Origin of the sequence: Embleya sp. NPDC050154 (assembly GCF_044460165.1) — a bacterium.
In the GTDB taxonomy this organism is placed as follows: domain Bacteria; phylum Actinomycetota; class Actinomycetes; order Streptomycetales; family Streptomycetaceae; genus Embleya.
This window is the reverse complement of sequence record NZ_JBITJP010000005.1, coordinates 535,124-552,144: the sequence shown is the minus strand read 5'-3', so window position 1 is coordinate 552,144 and position 17,021 is coordinate 535,124. Positions and strand designations below refer to the sequence as shown.

At 73.2% G+C, this 17,021-nt stretch carries 16 protein-coding genes; 9 read left to right on the top strand and 7 right to left on the bottom strand.

What is annotated here, in order from left to right:
- The first annotated feature begins 3 nt into the window (after positions 1-3).
- The 3 genes from ACIBSV_RS14470 to ACIBSV_RS14460 are packed head-to-tail and all read left to right on the top strand — an operon-like array spanning position 4 to position 3,373.
- A complete protein-coding gene (locus ACIBSV_RS14470) occupies positions 4-1,902 on the top strand; it encodes an ABC transporter permease (RefSeq protein ID WP_395862707.1) in 1,899 nt (632 codons plus the stop codon).
- Positions 1,899-2,693 carry an ABC transporter ATP-binding protein gene (locus ACIBSV_RS14465; protein WP_395862706.1) on the top strand — a complete coding sequence of 265 codons (795 nt, stop codon included), beginning with the start codon at positions 1,899-1,901 and terminating at the stop codon, positions 2,691-2,693. Before ACIBSV_RS14470 ends, ACIBSV_RS14465 begins: the two co-directional genes overlap by 4 nt.
- Positions 2,693-3,373 (top strand): ABC transporter ATP-binding protein, encoded by a 681-nt coding sequence (locus ACIBSV_RS14460; RefSeq protein WP_395862704.1) that lies wholly within the window; start codon positions 2,693-2,695, stop codon positions 3,371-3,373. Before ACIBSV_RS14465 ends, ACIBSV_RS14460 begins: the two co-directional genes overlap by 1 nt.
- Positions 3,374-3,879: 506 nt before the next feature.
- Here the strand turns inward: ACIBSV_RS14460 and ACIBSV_RS14455 are convergent.
- From ACIBSV_RS14455 to ACIBSV_RS14445, 3 genes are all read right to left on the bottom strand, one after another.
- Positions 3,880-4,965 carry an amidohydrolase family protein gene (locus tag ACIBSV_RS14455; RefSeq protein WP_395862702.1) on the bottom strand — a complete coding sequence of 362 codons (1,086 nt, stop codon included), beginning with the start codon at positions 4,963-4,965 and terminating at the stop codon, positions 3,880-3,882.
- A gap of 354 nt (positions 4,966-5,319) precedes the next feature.
- Positions 5,320-5,949 (bottom strand): response regulator, encoded by a 630-nt coding sequence (locus tag ACIBSV_RS14450; protein ID WP_395862700.1) that lies wholly within the window; start codon positions 5,947-5,949, stop codon positions 5,320-5,322.
- On the bottom strand, positions 5,946-7,136 hold the full coding sequence (locus ACIBSV_RS14445) for a sensor histidine kinase (protein WP_395862698.1): 1,191 nt from the start codon (positions 7,134-7,136) through the stop codon (positions 5,946-5,948). The genes ACIBSV_RS14450 and ACIBSV_RS14445 overlap by 4 nt, the downstream gene beginning before the upstream one ends.
- Before the next feature lie 277 nt (positions 7,137-7,413).
- Between ACIBSV_RS14445 and ACIBSV_RS14440 the strand changes: the two genes are divergently transcribed.
- Together ACIBSV_RS14440 and ACIBSV_RS14435 are read left to right on the top strand one after the other, a co-directional pair.
- On the top strand, positions 7,414-8,490 hold the full coding sequence (locus ACIBSV_RS14440) for an ABC transporter permease (protein ID WP_395862696.1): 1,077 nt from the start codon (positions 7,414-7,416) through the stop codon (positions 8,488-8,490).
- A 74-nt stretch (positions 8,491-8,564) separates the two neighbouring features.
- A complete protein-coding gene (locus ACIBSV_RS14435; protein WP_395862806.1) occupies positions 8,565-9,278 on the top strand; it encodes an ABC transporter ATP-binding protein in 714 nt (237 codons plus the stop codon).
- A 106-nt stretch (positions 9,279-9,384) separates the two neighbouring features.
- Here the strand turns inward: ACIBSV_RS14435 and ACIBSV_RS14430 are convergent, their stop codons facing one another.
- The 3 genes from ACIBSV_RS14430 to ACIBSV_RS14420 form a co-directional block, all read right to left on the bottom strand.
- A complete protein-coding gene (locus tag ACIBSV_RS14430) occupies positions 9,385-10,344 on the bottom strand; it encodes an exonuclease domain-containing protein (RefSeq protein ID WP_395862694.1) in 960 nt (319 codons plus the stop codon).
- Between the two features lie 53 nt (positions 10,345-10,397).
- Positions 10,398-11,081: a YidC/Oxa1 family membrane protein insertase gene (locus ACIBSV_RS14425; protein ID WP_395862692.1), complete on the bottom strand. Its 684-nt coding sequence runs from the start codon at positions 11,079-11,081 to the stop codon at positions 10,398-10,400.
- Between the two features lie 78 nt (positions 11,082-11,159).
- On the bottom strand, positions 11,160-11,465 hold the full coding sequence (locus tag ACIBSV_RS14420) for a DUF6412 domain-containing protein (protein WP_395862690.1): 306 nt from the start codon (positions 11,463-11,465) through the stop codon (positions 11,160-11,162).
- Positions 11,466-11,852: 387 nt separating this feature from the next.
- Between ACIBSV_RS14420 and ACIBSV_RS14415 the strand changes: the two genes are divergently transcribed.
- Entirely contained in the window at positions 11,853-13,061 is a 1,209-nt protein-coding gene (locus ACIBSV_RS14415; RefSeq protein WP_395862688.1) for a hypothetical protein, read from the top strand.
- 93 nt (positions 13,062-13,154) lie between these two features.
- Here the strand turns inward: ACIBSV_RS14415 and ACIBSV_RS14410 are convergent, their stop codons facing one another.
- On the bottom strand, positions 13,155-13,760 hold the full coding sequence (locus ACIBSV_RS14410; RefSeq protein WP_395862687.1) for a TetR/AcrR family transcriptional regulator: 606 nt from the start codon (positions 13,758-13,760) through the stop codon (positions 13,155-13,157).
- A gap of 180 nt (positions 13,761-13,940) precedes the next feature.
- On the opposite strand from ACIBSV_RS14410, the gene ACIBSV_RS14405 reads away from it, so the two are divergent.
- From ACIBSV_RS14405 to ACIBSV_RS14395, 3 genes are read left to right on the top strand one after another with little or no spacing between them, the layout of a single operon-like run.
- Positions 13,941-14,735, top strand: a complete 795-nt coding sequence (locus ACIBSV_RS14405; protein WP_395862685.1) for an acetoacetate decarboxylase family protein — start codon at positions 13,941-13,943, stop codon at positions 14,733-14,735.
- Between the two features lie 45 nt (positions 14,736-14,780).
- Positions 14,781-15,671, top strand: a complete 891-nt coding sequence (locus tag ACIBSV_RS14400; RefSeq protein ID WP_395862683.1) for an SDR family NAD(P)-dependent oxidoreductase — start codon at positions 14,781-14,783, stop codon at positions 15,669-15,671.
- A 6-nt stretch (positions 15,672-15,677) separates the two neighbouring features.
- Positions 15,678-17,018: an amidohydrolase family protein gene (locus tag ACIBSV_RS14395; protein ID WP_395862681.1), complete on the top strand. Its 1,341-nt coding sequence runs from the start codon at positions 15,678-15,680 to the stop codon at positions 17,016-17,018.
- Positions 17,019-17,021: the final 3 nt, after the last annotated feature.

Genomic DNA, 17,021 nt, shown 5'->3' with positions numbered 1-17,021 from the left:
GTCGTGCTCACACTGGAACTGGCGCTGGCCGGACTGGGCGTGGGCGCGATCGCCGCGCTCGCGGCGGTCGGCATGATCACCTCGTACCGGGCGACCGGCGTGTTCAACCTGTCCTTCGGCGCGCTCGCGATGATCGTGGCCTACCTGGTCTGGCAGCAGGTCCGGGTGTGGGGCTGGCCGCTGTGGGCCGCGGTGCTGCTCGACGTGGGCGTGGTGGCGCCCGCGCTCGGCCTGGTGCTGGAGCGTTTCGTTTTTCGCGGGCTGCACCGCGAGGGAGCCGGTCCGGCCCGGATGCTGGTCGCCTCGCTGGGCGTGTTCGTCCTCCTGGTCGGCGTCGCGACGCTGACCTGGGGCACCCAGGCCCGCCTGGACCCGCCGTCGATCGTGCCGAGCGGCTCGGTCGCGCTGCCCGGTGACACCTCCGTGCCCACCGGCACGCTGGTCGAACTGGGCGTGGTGATCGCCGTCGCCGCGCTGGTCGCCGGCGTCACCCGGTACACCCGGTTCGGGGTCCGGCTGCGCGCGGTGGTGGATCGACGCTCGCTGGCCGAATTGGCGGGCGTGCCGGCCGACCGGGTGGCCGCGGCCGGCTGGGCCTTCGGTTCGATGCTGGCGGGCTTGACCGGCGTGCTGTTGGCGCCGCACCTGCGGCTGGATCCGTACGGACTGACCCTGCTCGTGCTGGAGACGATCGGCGTCGCGGTGGTGGCCCGGCTGGCCAGTCTGCCGGTGGCGATCCTGGCGGCGTTGGCGATCGGGGTGGGGCAGAGCGAACTGTCCCGGCTGGAACTGGACTCGTGGGGTCTGGTCCAGGCGCTCCAGGCGAACCTGTTCGTGGTGGTCATGCTGGTCGCGCTCCTGGTGCTGCCCCGGATGGTCGAGGTGGGCGGCCCGGACACCGTGCGGGCGGCCGCTACCCGGATAGGGACCGGGCACGGGGAGAGCGCGCCGGCAGGCTGGTGGGTGCCGTTCGTCGCGGTCGCGGCGGCGCCGCTCGCGCTGGGCGCGGAACATCTGCGGATCGCCCAGCAGGTGCCGGCGATGGCGATCGTATTCGTGTCCCTGGTGATGCTCACCGGGTACGCGGGCCAGATCTCGCTCGGCCAGGCCGGCTTCGCGGGTCTGGGCGCGCTCTTCGCCGGACAACTGATGGGCCGGGAGGTCCCGGGCCTGGTCGCGCTGTTCCTGGCCGCGCTGCTGGTGGTGCCGGTCGGCCTGGTGACCGGGTGGCCGGCGATTCGACGGCGCGGGTTGACGCTCGCGCTGACCACGTTCGCGGTGGCCGCGGTGGTCAGCCGGTTCGTCTTCGCGCAGCCGCGCTTCACCACCGGCACCGCGCTCGACCACCCGTGGCCGTTCGAGGGCGAACGTGCTTTCTACGCACTGGAATTGGCCTGTCTCGGGCTGGTCCTGCTGGTGATCCGCCGGCTGCATGTGAGCCGGCTCGGGCGGATGCTGGTCGCCGTCCGCGACCACGAGGACGGCGCGGCGGCGTCCGGGGTGGACGTCTCCTCCGCGAAGGTCTTCGTCTTCGCCGTCGGCGCCGGCGTCGCGGCACTCGGCGGCGCGCTGCTCGGCATGGGCGGCCGGGCCTTCGACGCGGCGGCCTTCGACCCGGTCCTGGGCCTGGTCTGGTTCGCCGCGGTGGTGGTCTTCGGCGTGGACAGCGCGGCGGGCGCGGTTCTGGCCGCGGGCCTGGTGGTCGCCCTGGACGCGGCCACCACGGCGGGTATGTCCACGATCGTGATCGGCGCGCTGGCCGTGCTGCTGTCCCGGATGCCCGGCGGCGTCTCGGCCACCCTCCTGCGCCTGGTGGCGGGCCGCCCACCCGCTCCCGTGACACCTTCCCCGGTCCGCCTCACCCCACTGGGCCGGACCCTGCGCGCGCGGGTGCGCCCGTGAACGCGCGCCGGGAGTCGCCGACGACCGCGGACGCGGAGGGCGGGGAGCCGATGGACGCGTTGCGGGCCGAGGGGGTGGTGCGCCGATTCGGTGGGCTGCGGGCTGTGGACGGGGTGGATCTGCGGGTGCCGGCGGGTGTGGTGACGGCGGTGATCGGGCCCAACGGGGCCGGCAAGAGCACCCTGTTCGACTGCCTCGCCGGCGGCCGGGTCGATGCCGGGCGGGTGTATGTGGGCGGGCGCGACGTCACCCGGCTGCCGGCGCATCGCCGGGCCCGGCTCGGGGTGGCCCGTACCTTCCAGGTGGTGTCGGTGTTCCCGAGCCTGACGGTGCTGGACAACCTGCGGGTGGCGGCGGAGAACCGGTCCGGCGCCTCCGCCCTGACCCGCCTGTTCGGCCTGCCCGACCCGGCCCGGGGGCGTACCGGGAGCGCCGTCGAGAGCGCGCTGCGCCGGCTCGCGCTGACCGAGCACGCGCACACCCCGGCGGGCGAACTCCCGGTCGGGATCCTGCGCATGGTCGAACTGGCCCGCGCGCTCGCGTCCTCGCCCTCGGTGCTGCTCCTGGACGAGCCGGCCAGCGGGCTGGACGACGCGCAGACCGACCGGCTGCGCCACGAACTTCGCGCGCTGGCCGCCGACGGCCTGGCGATCCTGCTGGTCGAACACGACATGGACCTGGTCTTCGGTGTGGCCGACACCGTGCATGTGATGGCGGCGGGTCGGATCGTGGCCTCGGGCACGCCGGCCGAGATCCGCCGCGACGAACACGCCCGGGAGGTGTACCTCTGATGGCGATCGCCCTGTCGGTCACCGGACTTCGCGTCCGGTACGGCCCGATCGAGGCGCTGCACGGCGTCGACCTGGACTTCCCCTCGGGCGCCGTGACGGCCCTGGTCGGCCGCAACGGCTCCGGCCGCAGCACGCTGCTGAACACGCTGGCCGGCCTGGTCCGCCCGAGCGCCGGTCGGGTGGTGTGGAACGGTACGGACATCACCGCGTGGCCCGCCGACCGACGCGCCCGCGAGGGCCTGACCCTGATCCCCGAACGCGGCGGCGTGTTCGCGGGCCTGGCCGTGGCCGACAACCTGAGGCTGTTCGCCGACGGCGCCGACGTCGAGCCCGCGCTGACCGCGTTCCCGATCCTCGCCGAGCGCATGTCCCAGCGGGCCGGCACGCTCTCCGGCGGCGAACAGCAGATGCTCGCGGTGAGCCGAGCCCTGCTCACGCCGGCCCGACTGCTCCTCCTGGACGAACTCAGCCAGGGCCTGGCCCCCCGGATCGCCGCCCGCCTCTACGAGGTCGTGACCACCCTGGCCACCGCCGACCGCACGGTGATCCTGGTCGAACAACACACCGGCGAGGCGCTGGAACGCGCCGAGGTCGTCTACGCCCTCAGCCGAGGCACCGTCACCTTCCGCGGCGACCCCACCGAATACCGCACCCACCCGGACACGGCCCACCGCAGCTAAGCCCTGTCCGGGTCGTACGGCGGTGAAGACCCGGAATGCGGCCACCGTCGTACCACTGCCCACCACCGGCGGCACGGTTGCCGCGAACGACCGAACCGCCGTCATCGCGCCGAAGAGCCCCGGGGCGGTGGCCCGCGACCCGCTCCGGCAGCGACCGGAACAGGCCACGCCGGGCGGTCGAGCCACGCCCACCGGCGTTCGCGGGTGAGCGTCGGGCCGTACCGCTCGCGGCGGGGGCGGCCGTGCTCCCGATGGAACGCGTACGCCGCCTCGACGCCGTCGCCACAGCGAACGTGGCGTGGTCTTGGGCGCCGGGTCGTACATCCTGGAGTAACGACTTCGACGCCCGACGCGCGGCGTTCGCGGACCTCGCCCCGACCGGCCCGCCCTCGGGGGGTGAACCTCTCCTTCTCGGATGTCGCCGAGGCGGCCGACGCCGGGCGTCTTCCGGTGCTTCGGACGCCGATCCCTGGAGACCTCGACCCGACTCGGCGGCGACCGGCCGGTCAGCGGGGCATCAGCGCGCCGCGCAGCACCACCGCTCGGGGGTCGGCCAGGGTGGCGATGTCGGCGCGCGGGTCGGCCGCGTAGACGACCACGTCGGCGGAGGCGCCCTCGGTGATCGCGTCCCGGCCCAGCCACTTGCGTGCGGACCAGCACGCGGCCGAGAGCGCGTCGACGGCGGGGATGCCGGCCTCGACCAGCTCGGCCACCTCGTCGGCGACCAGGCCGTGCGGTAGCGAGCCGCCCGCGTCGGTGCCGACGAAGATCGGGATGCCCGCGTCGTGTGCCGCCCGGACCGTGGCATAGCGGTTCGCGTGCAGCGCCCGCATGTGCGCGGCGTAGGTCGGGAACTTGCCGGCCGCCTGATCCGCGATGCCCGGGAAGGTGCCGATGTTGACCAGCGTCGGCACGATCGCCACGCCGCGCTCGGCGAACATCGGGATCAGTTCCTCGGTCAGGCCGGTGGCGTGCTCGACGCAGTCGATGCCCGCCTCGACCAGGTCCGGGAGCGAGTTCTCGGCGAAGCAGTGCGCGGTGACCCGGGCGCCCTCGGCGTGCGCGGCGGCGATCGCCTCCTTGAGCGCGTCCAGTGGCCACAGCGGGGCCAGGTCGCCGGTGTCCCGGTCGATCCAGTCGCCGACCAGCTTGACCCAGCCGTCGCCGCGCCGAGCCTCCTGGATGACGAACGCGGTCAGGTCGCCGGGCTCGATCTCGTGCGCGTAGTTGCGGATGTAGCGCTTGGGCCGGGCCAGGTGGCGGCCCGCGCGGATCAGTCGGGGCAGGTCCTCGCGGCCGTCGATCCAGCGCGTGTCGGCGGCCGAACCGGCGTCGCGCAGCAGCAGCGCGCCCGCGTCCCGGTCGGTGCGCGCCTGGCGTTCGGAGGTGGCGGCGTCGACGGCGCCGTGCTCGTCGATCCCGACGTGGCAGTGCGCGTCGACCAGGCCGGGCAGTACCCAGCCCTCCAGGGTCGCGTCGACGGCAAGCGACGTCGGCCGGTCGAACGTGATCCGCCCGCCCACCACCCACATCTCGTCACGAACTTCGTCCGGGCCGACCAGAACGCGACCCTTCACGTGCAACACGGTCATGCCGAGACCCTACGACCGCCCCACCGAAAACCGCCCCACCCCGCCCCGAACCCGCCGCTCCACGCCTCCGGTTCCACCCACGGCCACTCACCGCCGCCCCGACACCCCACGGCGCGCCACCGCCGCGCGCGAGTCGACGCCGAGCACCGCACCGCCCGCCGCGAACCCCCAGCGCCCCGCCACCCCACACACCCGTTCCCACCCGCGCACCATCCGACCGCGCTCAGCGCCGGCCCGACCCCACGTCATACCGCCGCAACCCCCGCTACGCGCGAGCCGACGCCGAGCACCAACCCCCCGCACCCCGGCCCACCCCACACCAAGCCCACCCGCGCGCACCGCACCGCCTCACGCTCAGCGCCGACCGAGCACCCCGCGTTGTATCGCCGCCGCCACCGCCGCGGTGCGGGAGTCGACGTCGAGCTTTGCGTAGATGTGCACCAGGTGTGATTTGACGGTGGCCTGGCTCAGGAACAGCGCCTTGCTGATCGCGAGGTTGGACAGGCCGTCCGCGACCAGCGCAAGCACCTCGATCTCGCGACCGGTCAGCGTCGGGAGCGGATCGCGCAGCCGACTCAACAGCCGGCCCGCGATCCGCGGCGCGAGCGCGGATTCGCCCGCCGCGGCGGTACGCACCGCGGCGGCCAGTTCCTCGGGCGGGGCGTCCTTGAGCAGATAGCCCAGCGCACCCGACTCGACCGCCGCCAGGATGTCCGCGTCGGTGTCGTACGTGGTGAGCACCAGCACGTGCGGCGCGTCGGGCAGCGCCGTGATCGCCGCCGTGGCCGCGTTTCCGTGCATCCCGCCCGGGGCGAACCGCAGATCCATCAGCACCACGTCCGGCGCGAGCACGCGGGCCAGTTCGACCGCGCGTTCGGCGGTGTCCGCCTCGCCCACCACCGCGAAGTCCGGCTCCGCCGCCAGCACCGCGCGCAGCCCGGCGCGCACGATCGGATGGTCGTCGGCCAGCAACAACCGGATCATCGCGCCGACCCACCCGGTGCCGGCACCGGGAACGTCACCGCGATCGCCGCACCCTGCGCCGGCCCGGACTCCACCGTCAGCACACCACCGAGTTCGGCGGCCCGCGTCCGCATCGCGGCCAGCCCGAACCCGGTCCCGGCGGACCCGCCGGCGGCGGCCGAGTCCGCGCCGCCCCGCCCGACTCGCGCGGCCGGATCGAAACCGCGCCCGTCGTCGACCACGTCCAGCGTCACCGAAGCGTCCATGTGGCTGAGCGTCACCTCGGCCCGGGACGCCGACGCGTGCCGCACCGTGTTGCCCAGCGCCGACTGGGCGATCCGCAACAGCGCCACCTCGACGGCGGTCGGCAACCCGACCGCGTCACCGGTGTTGTGGAAGCGCACGTCCAACTGCCCCTCGGCGGCGGTCCGCGCGCACAACCGCTCCAACGCCGCCGGCAGCGAGGACCCGTCCAGCTCCGGCGGCGCCAGCGCCCGGACGAACCGGCGCGCCTGGGCCAGGCTGTCGGTCGCGGTGACCCTGGCCAGCCGTACGTGCCGCTCCGCGTCGAGGGCATCGCTCGGCAGCGCCCGCTCCGCCGCGCGCAAGAGCAGTTGGATGCTGCTGAAGCCCTGCGCGAGGGTGTCGTGGATCTCCCGGGCCAACCGCTCGCGCTCGGCGAGCACCCCCGCGTGCCGCTCGGCCGCGGCCAGCGACGCGCGTGCCGCGACCACGTCCTCCACCAGCCGGCGTCGCTCCTCGCTCTCCCGGTGCAGCGCCTGGTAGCCCAGTACGGTCGCCACCGCCACCGCCGCGCCCAGCACCGGACCGAGCAGCATGCCGGTCGTCACCGCGCCGCGATGCGCCGCGTAGCCCGCGATCGCGACCACCGTGAGCCCGGCCACCACCGGCAGCGCGACACGCACCGGCAACAGATGCGGGACCAGGAAGAACAACGGGAACGCGAACCAGATCCCCTCCGCCGTGAGCGCGTACAACCCGCCCCAGGCCAGGGTCAGACACCCCAGCCACAGCGCCGAGGCCCGCACCGAGGACTCCACCGAGGGCAGCAGGTTGCCGACCACGTACACCCCGACGGTGACCGCCACCGCGGCCACGATCAGCGCGGCCCGCGTGGCCGGTATGTCGGTACCGATCAGCGCGCGCAGCGCGGCGAGGGCCAGGAGCAGCGCCACGAGCCCGTGCATGCAGGCACGGAGCGCGCGGGGGACCCGAGCCGGGCCGGGCGGTGTGGGGGCGGGGGTGGGGCACATGTCGGTTCAAGGGTAGAGCGGGTGGATTCGGGCGGCATCGATCGAAAGGTTGAGTCGGGAACGGCCAGGTCGATCGATGATGCCGCTGGTGGTCGAGGAGCAGAGTCGGGTTGTCCTCGGACGCCGGACCGGCCGCTCTCACCGGCCCGGGGACGCGGCGCCGCGGGTCACGCGTGCCGCACATCTTCCAGCCAGGAGGCCTCGACCAGCCGTGTTCGTCGCAGTGCGGGACCTCGTGTTCGCCCGAGGGCGGTTCGCCCTGATGATCGTCACCGTGGCGCTGCTCACCGCGCTGGTCGGCCTGGTGTCCGGTCTGACCGTCGGGCTCGGGCGGGCCAACACCTCGGCGATCGACGCGCTGCCCGCCGATCGGCTCGCGTTCGCCGCGCCCGCGTCCGGGCAGGGGGTCTCGTTCGCGGACTCGGCCGTGGACGAGAGCCAGTGGCGGCGCTGGGCCGAGCAACCGGGGGTGCGCTCGGCCGCGCCGCTGGGCATCGCGACCACCCGGCTCGGCGCCGGCGAGCGCACGGTCGCCGCCGCCGCGTTCGGGGTCGAGCCCGGCGGGCCGCTCGCGCCCCGGGCGCTTGCCCCGGGCACCGTGGTGTTGTCCCGGGCGCTGGCCGAGGACCTGCGGGTCGCGGTCGGCGCCCGGCTGAGCGTCGGGTCCGGTACGTCGCTGACCGTGGCGGCGGTGGTGTCGGGGTCCTCGTACAGTCACACCCCGGTCGCCTGGACCACGCTGGCCGACTGGCAACCGTTGCGCCCGGCGCCGGCGCGCGGCGGACCATACGCGACGGTGATCGCGCTCGACCTGGCCGGCGCGCACACCGGTGCGGGCGACCGGACGATCGGCACCCGCAGCACCACGATCGGCGCCGCTCGGAGCGCGATCGGGTCGTACACCGCCGAGAACGGGTCGCTGCGCCTGATGCGCGGCTTCCTGTTCGCGATCTCGGCGCTGGTGGTGGGCGCGTTCTTCACGGTGTGGACGATTCAGCGGGCCGGCGACATCGCGGTGCTCAAGGCGCTCGGCGCGCCCACCGGTTATCTCCTCGGGGACGCGCTCGGCCAGGCGTTCCTGGTGTTGCTGGTGGGGACCGCCGTGGGCACCGGAATCGCCGCGCTGTTCGGCGCGGTGACGCCGGCGGGGGTGCCGTTCGTGGTGGACCCGTCGACCACGGCGTTCCCGGCGGCGGTGCTGATCCTGCTCGGCATGGTCGGCGCCGGGCTGGCCGTGCGCCGGGTGACCTCGATCGACCCGCACACCGCGCTGAGCGGCACCCGATGACCGTCGGCCCGACCCGAGCCGGCGGCGGCCGGTCCGCGCCGCGCGCCACCCCCGGCGACCCCGAAAGGCACCCGATGCACCCGTCGCACCCGTCGCACCCGTCGCCCGGTCTCGAACTCGCCGACGTCACCCTCACCTATCCCGACGGCGACACCCGACTCACGGCCCTGGACCGGGTCGGCCTGCTCGTGCCGTCCGGCACGCTGACCGCCGTGGTCGGCCCGTCCGGGTCCGGCAAGTCCAGTCTGCTCGCCGTCGCCGCGACACTGACCGCGCCGGACCGCGGTCGGGTCTCGATCGCCGGCCGGGACGTCGCGGCGCTGTCCGCCGCCGAACGTGCCAGACTGCGCCGGACCACCATCGGCATCGTGTTCCAACAGCCCAACCTGCTCGCGTCGTTGACCTGCGTCGAGCAGCTCCAGGTGATGGCGCATCTGGCCGGGCGCAGCCCCCGTCGGGCCCGCGCGCGGGCGCTGGAACTGCTCGACCGGGTCGGCCTCGCGGACCGCGCGGGGCATCGCCCGCAACGCCTGTCCGGCGGCCAGCGGCAACGCGTCAACATCGCAAGGGCCTTGATGAACGAGCCGAGCGTGCTTCTGGTGGACGAGCCCACCGGAGCGCTCGATCACGATCGCGGCGCCGCGATCGTCGCGCTGCTCGCCGAACTGACCCGTGCGAGCGGCACGGCCACCGTCCTGGTCACCCACGACCACAGCCATCTCCCGCACGCGGACCACACGATGGAGCTGATCGACGGCCGCCTGGGCACCCTCGCCACGAGCCGTTGACGCGGCGGACGACATGCTTGGCCCACCGAAGCGACGGACGGCCGACGGCCGGGCCGGCGAAGCGGCGACCGCCGGCCGGGCCCACCGAAACCCCCACCGAAATCGCCTACGCGCCCTCCCCCGGCCGCCACGCGCTCGACCCCGACCGCTCCCGATCGGCGTCCGGGTGCCACGCACTCGACCCGCCGGGGCCGGCATCCGGCCCGCCGGGCGACCCCGCACCGTCCGAACCATGCGGAATCACCGGCCAGTTCGGGTCGACCACCTCGCCGCCGTCCGGGTTGCGGCGGTCGAAGTACTGCTGCAGCGAGGCCGCCTGCTCGGCGTACCAGCGGACCTGCTTCTCGTGCAGCGTGCGCAACGAGTCGGCGGCCAACTCCGGGAAGCGCGCGCCCAGATCCCGGGCGAGCAGCAGGCACGCGAGCGCGTCGCCGTCGGCGGTGTGCGCGTCGGTCAGCACCACCTCGTAGAACGCGCTGGTCGCGGCCAGCGTGCGCTTGCCCTTGCGGTATCGGTCCAACTGCTTGTCGATCACCAGCGGGTCGATGATCGGTGCGGTGTACGGGAGTTGCGGCAGGTTGTGTCGACGCAGCTCGGTTTGCAGGATGGTCAGGTCGAACGGCGCGTTGTAGATCGCGATCGGCGTGCCGGCCTCCAGGTACGCGGTCATCGCCGCACCGATCTCGGCCAGGCAGAGCGCGGGCGCGCGCCCCTGGGCCCGGGCCCGCTCGGTGTCGATCCCGTGGATCGCGGTCGCCTCGGCGGGAATCTCCCGCTCGCCCGGGTCGAGCAGCCAGGACCGTCGGGTGCCGGTCGCGTCGACCAGGGCGGCGGTGACCACGAAGTCCGTGTGCGGGTCGACGCCGGAGGTCTCCACGTCGAACGCCGCCATCGGACCGCGATGCCAGCCGTCGTGGTTGCCTCTCGGTGGCGCGGCCGGCTTGGGCTCACCGCAGGTCGCGCAGTACGTCACCCATTTGCCGTCCTTGCGGACCAACAGGCCGTCGCCTGCCTTGACATAGGTCGTGCACGTGGCACAGGTCGCGCCGAACTTGTTCGTAGCCATGGGGTGCTCTTTTCCGATCGCGGATCAGATTCACGTCGTCACTGCGCGAAACGCTAGTGCCCGGGTACGACGCGATCCGCGCGCCGGGTGGCGACCCGGCGCAGCAGTGGGCGTTCGACGGTGGTCCACGCGGTGCTCGTGAGCAGGTACAGGCCGGCCGCGAGCGGTACCAGGGCCGCGGTGAGCACGGTGCCGAAGGGCATCCAGCGGATCAGCGCGGGCGCGTCCGGGACCGCGCGGGCGGCGCGGTATTGCGCGTAGGCCACGCCCGCGAGCAGCACCAACAGGCCCACCAGCACAAGCGTGTGCGGCCCGCCGAGCCCGGTCACCGGATGCAGGCCGAGCGGTGCGCCGGCCAGGGTGTGGCCCAACAGCGCCGGGTCGCCGCTGAACAGACGGTACGTCAGGAACAGGAATGGCAGACCGGCCAGGGCCGGGAGCATGCCGGCGAACATCGAGGTGCCGGACTCCCGGTGCAGCGCGCTGAGTTCGCGGGCCAGGCGCTGCGGGTCACGCGCGTGCCGGTCGCGGAGCCGGCGGACCTGCGGGGCGAGCCGGGCGCGGGCCACCTCGGCGCGGGCCTGGGCGTAGCCCAGGGGCAGCAGGGCGAGTCGCACGCACGCGGTGAACACGACCACGGCGCCGGCCACCGAGCCGGTGCCGAGCAGCGGCGCGAGGGCGTCGGCGAGAGTGAGCAGGACGTCGTGCGCGACGCCGAGAACGGGGATGCCGAACATGGGAAGGGCCTTCCGTGACGCGGGAATCAGGGCTGCGTCAGGCGGCCGTGCCGAACCTGTGGAACAAGGTCGTCGGGGTCAGCAGCGGGCCGCCGGGCCCGCTCCCGGTGCTCTGGGCCGCGATCGGCCCGGCCCGTCGGGATCCCGCGAGGGCAGGAAGGCCAGCCGATCGGCTTGCCTGCGCAACACCGCGCCGCGAACGTGCGCGCGCTCGGCGGACGGCGCGCACGCGGCGGCGGTACAGCAGGCCAGCGCGAGCACCGCGGTCACCGCGACGGCGACCAGACCGGGCAACGCCCCGTCCACGAACAGCCCGAAGCCGACCAGCGCGAGCAGCGTCGCGCACAGCGACGTCGACGCGGTGGCGGGGCCCGAGCGGTACATGCGCCCCACCCTAAACCGACACCGCACCGCACCGCATCGCTCCGTGCCGACTCCGACTCCGCGCGCCACCCTTGCCGGATCCACGCTCACCCGACCCCGGCTCCACGATCCGCCCGCGCCCGACACCGCACCGCGCTGCTCCGCACCACACCGCACCGCGCCGGCTCTGATTCCGCGCCCCACCCTTGCCGGATCCACGGTCGCCCCGCCCCGGCTCCACGATCCGCCCGGCCCGACTCCGCACCCCCGCGACCCGGCCCCACGCCGCACCCGGACGGGACGCTCCGGTCTCGCTCCCGCCCGGGTCCGAGGCCGCCCGAGCCGAGGATGCGAACCCGCACCGGCCGTGAGGTGAGCACGCACGCACGTTCGTGCCAGGATGACCCCGTGCGCGTGCTGCTAGGGGACGGCTTCGGGGTGACGTCACGTCAGATCGCGATGGCGATCGGGCGGTCGGGGCAGGACGTGGCGGTGCTCGCACCGCCCGGTCGGCCGGTTCACGCACGCCCTCGCTCGGTCACGGCGGTGCACGAGGTGCCCGCGTTCGGCGCCGATCCGTGGGCGTGGCTGGCCCGGACCGAGGCGGTGTTGCGGGCCGAGCCGCACGACGTGCTGCTGGCCACGAACGAGCATGTCGCGGTGCTCGCGCGCGAGCCGGAGCGGATCACCACACACGGTGTGGCCCTGGCCGTACCGCCGTTCGCGGCGCTGCGCCGAGTGGCGGACCGGGCCTCGGCGGCGAGCACCCTCACCGAGATCGGGATGCCGCAGCCGGCCGGGACGGTGGTGGTGCGCTCCGCCGAGGAGTTGCGCCAGGTCGCCGATCCGCCGTTGTACGTGAAGACCCTCGCGGGTTCGCACCGGGTCGAGCGGCGCGAGCAACTGCTGCGGCTGGCCGACTCGTTGGAGCAGGGCGGTGCGTTCGTGGACGGCGCCGGCGTGCTGGTGCAGGAGCCGGCCCAGGGCCCGGTCCTGTCCGCCCAGGCGGTGTTCGAGCACGGCCGACTGGTCGCGGTGCACGCGTACGAACACCTGCACGGCAGCGCGGTCAGGCGCAGCGTGGTGGTGCCGGAGGTGCGCGAGCAGGTCGCGATGCTCGGCGGCCACCTCGGCTGGCACGGCGGCCTGTCGCTGGACGCGGTGCGCACCGCGCACGGCGGCCCGGCCTGGCTGGATGTGCGCCCCTACCTCGCCGAACCGGGCAACGCGGGCGCCGCGGGCACCGATCTGGTCGCGGCGCTGATCGCGGTCTCCCGGGGCGAGGCGCCGGCCTCGATGCCGTGGGGCCGGCCGGACGTACGCACCCGGCAGGCGCACGGCGGGCTGCTGACCGCCGCCCGGGCCGGGCGCCGCCGGGCCGGCCGCGAACTGCTGCGGATCGTGGTGCGGGCAATTCCGTACCGGGACGCCGTCGAGGAGACCCTGAGCCTGCGTCGCGAGCCGCGTCGGATCGCCGGATCGTTGTGGCTGACCACGACCGTGCTCACCATGCCGGCCCGCGTCCTGGCCCGGATCGACGCACAGGAGGCCGGGGGCACGCTGTCCCCCGCGGCATGGCGCCGCGTCCTGGCCGGCGCCCCACCGCGGGTGCCCTGACCACCTCACCGAAGCGGCGTTTTCATCACCGCGCGTGCCTTGATCGCCCGCACCCGAGCGGCGACCGCACCAGCGCGCGTGCCCTGACGTCCCTCACCCGAGCAGCGACTCCACCAGCGCTCGCACCGACAGCACGAACAGCCGGTCACCGTCGGTGACGTTGCTCAGACTCGCCGCCAGTTCCGGATCCTTCAGCGCCAACTCGCCGCGCCACCGGTCCACGGCCGGCGGTTCGGCCGCGCTGTTCTCCAGGGCACGCTCCAGCATCACGAAGCCGGCGATCTGGTACTGCACCGCCTGCACCGCCTCGCCCGCCCGTGCGCCGCGCAGGCCGGCCGCCGTCATCTCGTGTACCAGCGCCTTGCGGGCGGGCAGCATCATCAGCGACTCCAGGCCGCGCTCGCGGACCAGGCCGACCAGGTGCGGGCGCTCCAGGATCAATCGCCGACACGATCGCGCGATCGACACCACCCGCTCGACCGGCGTGCTCCCGTCCACCGAGATCGCGCCCATGTCCGCGATCACCCGATCCACCAGTTGGTCCACCAGCACGTCGCGGTTGCCCACGTGCCAGTAGATCGAGGTGACGGCGACGCCCAGTTCGGCGGCCAGTTTGCGCATGCTGAGGTTCTCGATACCGGATTCCATGACGAGACGCATGGCGGTGTCGAGCACGGTGTCTCGCGTGATCTTGTCCATCACGTCCCATTCTCGCGCCCGGGCGGGGTCGCCCGATACACGGGCAAGCAACCCCGCCACAGGTCTTTACCTCGCCGACCTACCGGTGTAACAGTGTTACAGAACACCCGGCACCACCGCGCACGGGATCGGGCAACCGGCCCGCGCGCAGCCCTCGCACGAGCGGAAGAGGTGAGGTACGTGGCACGCATTCGGTACGGCGCCCGGCCGGCGGAAACGTTGAAGAAATCCTCGCGGGAGCGGTCCAGCCTCCCGGAGATCTGGTCCACCGGCGTGATGGCGATCTGGGAGACCGACCCCGAGGTGATCGCGGCGATCCTGCCGCCGCCGCTGGTCCCCGTGGACCGGCCGCTGGTGCGGGTGAACATCTCCGCCTGCGACATCAACGGTCACCCGCTCGGCGCGGGCGCGGTCGCGGTGCGCTGCAAGCACGGCGACATCGAGGGCGACTACACGCTGACCATGCCGATGACCACCGAGCGGGCGGTGATCGGCGGTCGCGAGGTGTTCGGCGAGCCGAAGAAGCTGGCCGACGTCAAGGTCGAGCGGGACGGCGACGAGGTCGTGGCCACCGTGAACCGGATGGGCGTCACCTACGTCGAGGTGCGCGGCACCGTGGTCGAGGAGCTGGCCACCCCCGAGCCCCGACAGACGCTGAGCTTCTACTACAAGTTCCTGCCCGCCGTGGACGGCGACGGCTTCGACGCCGACCCGATGCTGGTGCACGTCACCCGCAACGAGCGCACCCGCAGCGCGCACCGCCTGGACGGCGAGGTGATCCTGCGCGACTCGGACTTCGACCCGGTCGCCGACCTGCCGGTGCGCAAGCTGATCTCGATCACGCTCAGCGAGCGCACCTCCGACCAGCAGGGCTTCGTCGCCGAGCACGTCAAGGCCGACCTGGTGCTGCCGTACATCCACCAGCGCTACGACGACGTGCAGCAGATCACCGACGATCCGCCGCCCGCGAAGTAGCACCCCGGCAGGCAAGGCAGCGACGACAGCAAGGGATCGACAGACATGCTGCAGGAATTCGACGGCAGAGTCGCCGTCGTCACCGGTGCCGCGAGCGGCATCGGGCTCGCGATGGCCGAGCGGTTCGGCGCGGAGGGCATGAAGGTCGTGCTCGGCGACATCGAACAGGGCGCGCTGGACAAGGCGGTCGCGCGGATCACCGACGCGGGCGGCGAGGCGCTCGGGCACGTCGTGGACGTGTCGGTGCGCGAATCGGTGTTCGAACTGGCCGACGCCGCGTTCGAGCACTTCGGCGCCGTGCACGTGCTGTGCAACAACGCCGGGATCGGCTCGGGCTCCGAGGGCAAGATGTGGGAGCACGACCCCAAGGACTGGGACTGGTGCTTCGCCGTCAACGTGTTCGGCGTCTTCAACGGCATCCAGGCGTTCGTACCGAGGATGCTCGCGCAGAACACCCCCGGCCACATCGTGAACACCTCCTCCGGCGACGGCGGCATCGCGCCGCTGCCGAACGCGTCGGTGTACGCGACCACCAAGGCCGCGGTGGTGACCATGACCGAGGCGCTGTACGCCCAGCTCGGCCAGGTGCACGCGCAACTCGGCGCGTCCGTGCTGTTCCCCGGGCCCAAGATGTTGCGCACCGGCCTGTGGGAGTCCTACCGCAACCGGCCCGAGCGGTTCGCCAAGTCGGTGCCGCGCAAGACGCCCTACAACACGCTCGACGCGTGGGAGAAGGCGATGCGCGACGCGGGGCAGGAGATCGAGTTCACCCCGGTCGAGTCGGTCGCGGCCGACGTGCTCGACGGCATCCGGGACAACCGGTTCTGGATCCTGCCCGCCAGTGAGCACAGCGACGGACAGATCACCGCGCGGTCGCAGAGCATGCTCGCCCGCAGCAACCCCTCGTACCTCGAGACCTTTGTCCTGGACAAGTGAGTGACCATGACCCAGAGCAGCGAACACCCCGAGCGGAACGAACTCACCACCCCCTACACGATCATCTCCTCGGACACCCACGCCGGGCTGCCGACCGAGTTGTATCGCGACTACCTGGCCACCCGGCATCACGCCGCCTTCGATCAGTTCATGTCCGAACGCGAGGCGCAGCTCAAGGCGATCACCGACCTGGGTGTGCGCAACGAGGACTTCGCGGCGAACTGGTTCGAGACCAACGAGGAGGTGCTGCGCAGCGGTTGGGAGGTGGACCGGCGCGACCTGGAGTTGGACAAGGACGGCGTGGTCGGCGAGGTGATCTTTCCGGACGCGGACGCCGTCGAGTCGCGCACGTGTGTGCCCTTCGGCGCGGGCCTGGGCCTGTCCGGGGACATGGATCCGGAGCTGGGCCTGGCCGGCGCGCAGGCGCACAACCGCTGGCTGGCCGAGTTGTGCAAGACCAGTCCGGAACGGCGGCGCGGGGTCGCGCTGATCCCGATCACCGCGGCGATCGAGGACGTGCTCGCGGAGATCCGCCGGATCAAGGCGGACGGGCTGGGCGCGGTGATGATCCCCGCGATGTGGATGAACCAGACGCCGTACCACGATCGCAAATACGACCCGGTGTGGGCGCTGTGCCAGGACCTGGAACTCCCGGTGGTCACCCACTCGGGGCCGGCCGACCGCGAATCGTACGGTAACCACCTGGGCATCTACGTCACCGAGGTCACCTGGTGGCCGTCCCGGCCGTTGTGGTTCCTGCTGTGGTCCGGCGTGTTCGAGCGGTTCCCGCGGCTGAAGTTCGGGGTGACCGAGGCGGGCTGCTGGTGGGTGGGCAACCTGCTGTGGTTCACCGACCGGCTGCTGCTGGGCTCGCGCGGCGCGGCCAAGTTGGCCGGGTTCGAGGAGATCAAGCTGCTCCCGAGCGAGTACTTCGACCGCAACTGCTTCATCGGCGCGTCCAACACCAAACGGCGCGAGATCGGCATGCGCTACGAGATCGGTGTCGGCAACATCTGCTGGGGTAACGATTTCCCGCACCCCGAGGGCACCTGGCCGGAGACCCTCAACATCCTGCGCAAGACGTTCTCCGACGTCCCGATCGCCGAGACGCGCGTGATGCTCGGCGAGGCGGTGGCCGACGTGTACGGCTTCGACCTGGCCGCCCTCGCGCCGCACGCCGAGCGGGTCGGGGTCACCCCCGCCACGCTCGGTCAGGTGCACGAGGACGGTTCGGCGAAGGACCTGACGACCAAGTGGGCAGCGGCCGCCGAGATCGGCCGGCACTGGCTCACCGGACACGACACGGGCGCCGCGATCAACCCCAACGCGGAAGCCCTGGAGGTCTGATCC

Coding starts and splice junctions, on each gene's coding strand:
- ACIBSV_RS14460 (WP_395862704.1), top strand. CDS start 2,693: ATGGCGATCGCCCTGTCGGTCACCGGACTTCGCGTCCGGTACGGCCCG.
- ACIBSV_RS14455 (WP_395862702.1), bottom strand. CDS start 4,965: ATGACCGTGTTGCACGTGAAGGGTCGCGTTCTGGTCGGCCCGGACGAA.
- ACIBSV_RS14450 (WP_395862700.1), bottom strand. CDS start 5,949: ATGATCCGGTTGTTGCTGGCCGACGACCATCCGATCGTGCGCGCCGGG.
- ACIBSV_RS14445 (WP_395862698.1), bottom strand. CDS start 7,136: ATGCACGGGCTCGTGGCGCTGCTCCTGGCCCTCGCCGCGCTGCGCGCG.
- ACIBSV_RS14435 (WP_395862806.1), top strand. CDS start 8,565: ATGCACCCGTCGCACCCGTCGCACCCGTCGCCCGGTCTCGAACTCGCC.
- ACIBSV_RS14430 (WP_395862694.1), bottom strand. CDS start 10,344: ATGGCTACGAACAAGTTCGGCGCGACCTGTGCCACGTGCACGACCTAT.
- ACIBSV_RS14425 (WP_395862692.1), bottom strand. CDS start 11,081: ATGTTCGGCATCCCCGTTCTCGGCGTCGCGCACGACGTCCTGCTCACT.
- ACIBSV_RS14420 (WP_395862690.1), bottom strand. CDS start 11,465: ATGTACCGCTCGGGCCCCGCCACCGCGTCGACGTCGCTGTGCGCGACG.
- ACIBSV_RS14410 (WP_395862687.1), bottom strand. CDS start 13,760: ATGGACAAGATCACGCGAGACACCGTGCTCGACACCGCCATGCGTCTC.
- ACIBSV_RS14400 (WP_395862683.1), top strand. CDS start 14,781: ATGCTGCAGGAATTCGACGGCAGAGTCGCCGTCGTCACCGGTGCCGCG.
- ACIBSV_RS14395 (WP_395862681.1), top strand. CDS start 15,678: ATGACCCAGAGCAGCGAACACCCCGAGCGGAACGAACTCACCACCCCC.